At 32.9% G+C, this 2,090-nt stretch carries 2 protein-coding genes; both read right to left on the bottom strand.

The genetic code is table 11. The annotated features are described in order from the left end of the window. A partial coding sequence (locus AC1DJR_RS27765; RefSeq protein WP_477004023.1) for an FtsX-like permease family protein occupies nucleotides 1–1,681 on the bottom strand: 1,681 nt, incomplete at its 3' end. Nucleotides 1,682–1,775: 94 nt separating this feature from the next. Then, nucleotides 1,776–2,090, bottom strand: a 315-nt coding sequence (locus AC1DJR_RS27760) for an ATP-binding protein (protein ID WP_477004022.1), incomplete at its 5' end; no start/stop codon positions are given.

Below are 2,090 nucleotides of genomic sequence, written 5' to 3'. Positions count from 1 at the left end.
CTGTATACATTCTGAAGTAAAGAACGCTACCTGCTCCAATAAAGAAAATGACACCTAAGAATGTCCCGATTAGGAAGTATGCGGCACTTCCTGATGTTATTCTATATAGTGACCCTGCCGATTCAAAGGAGCGAATAAGAGGTCCTTTGTACTGGGATTTATCTCGATCTTTTTGCACCTTTTCTATAAAATCATCTGCAATTTTATACGTTTTTTCCCAGTTTTGTACTTTATAATTGTAAGCTGATACATGTTTAGTTGTATTGGGGAAATTTTCTACAACAGCATCAGGTAAAACTAACGTTTGATATGAAAAGGTAGATGGAATTGCATTCACATATTCATAGCCTTTTACTCGTAATTTCGTATTTGTGCTAGAGAGTGTAATGTAGTCTCTGTTGTAGCTTTGCTCAAACTCATTAAATATGGTGATATAAGATGTCCCTGTTAAAACATAAGCTTCATTATCATCCATGAATAGTTGTTTTAATTGTAAAGAATCCGCAAGTTTGTTATAGTCACTTTGCTTAATTGCATATACGTCATTATAAATGGCTATATCTTGATCTTCTTTTAATGGTGCTTCATATAAATCAGCGTTTATTTTCTCATAAGAGAAATTTTCCCTTTGTAATTGCTGCTCAAGCCAATTCAAGTGTTCTGCAACAAAAGGATTCGCATCATAAGAAAAATAAGAAATTGGAAAAGGTGAAGTTTTAGTAACCTCTAGTTTAATAAATTTCCCGAATCCATATAAAAACGTAATCATTGTAAAAGCGACGGTAGATAGCATGGCCACAATAAAAAGTATATTAATATTTGTTCGAATACGGTTTGCTAAATCAGATATCCAAAGCATATTTATCCGTTTCATATAAAATTTTCTTCTTTTTTTCAAAATATAAATAAGTGAAAAACTAATTTGCGAAAAGAAAAAATACGTTCCCATCGTAACAAACGTTGGGATTACGAAGATACTTGAAACCATGTATATAACACCTATTTGCGGGCTTACTGAGACAAAATATTTAGGATTTCCAGCTAAAGCATAGCCGCCTAATAAACAGATAGCACCAAATAAAGAAATAAATATGGATGGTTTTCTTTCTTTTTGTTTTCCACCATTTGTTTTTAAAAGGTGTACCGCTTTTTTTGTACGAATAAGCATTGGTGTGAATGCAGATACAATGATAAAAAGACTAAGAAAAACGATGGTCGTTAAAATGATTACGTTAGTAGGCCCGTATAAATATATACCTGGTACGTGCGTAATTTTCGCTGTCACTAATAAGAAAAATTGCGAAAAAACAAACCCAAACTGTATGCCGAAAAAGATAGATAAAATACCAATTAACATATTTTCCGTAAAAACGAGACGATGTAATTGCTTTTTCGATATACCTAAAATGGTTAAAATCCCAAATTGTTTTTTACGAACTTTTAAAAATGATCCAATCGAATATAGTAAAAAGAAGAAAGAGAAGAAAACAATWACWACTTCTGAAAAWATCATTAAYCCTGAAATTTCAGAGATCATAKTGRARTTTTGTAATTTCGGATGAAATAARTAAACAGCAAAMGAAAAGAAAACAGCAATRGARAARGMACTRCTTAYAAAGTARGCAAAATAAGCTCTYGAGTTGCGCGTTACATTTTTAAATGCAAATTGCCAAAATGTCATAATATATGCCTCCCGTTAGCAGGCCGATATGTAGTTTTATTGCAAAAAATGTATGAGAGTATATTCTCATACATTTTGCTAGCATATGTTACGATCATGCTTTGGTCACCTTCTCCGTGCTTTCTGCTTGATTGCTGGCAGCATTGTGGAAGATGATTTTAATCGTCGTTCCTTTCCCAACTTCAGAGTCTAGTTTCACAGTATGACCTAAATAATCACAAATTTTACTTACGATATAAAGTCCCATACCAGTAGATTCTCCGAATGCACGACCATTTTTCCCAGTGTAAAATGGTTCAAATACTCTTCGAACATCTTCTTGCGGAATACCGACGCCTTCATCACGAACTTCTAAAATAATATCTTTTCCATTTCGATAAGCTGATAAGAAAACTTTCTTTCCGCGTTC

The organism is Bacillus sp. 05T31, assembly GCF_056396725.1.
Note: the sequence above shows the minus strand (reverse complement) of the source record. Positions and strands in the feature narration are given on the sequence as shown.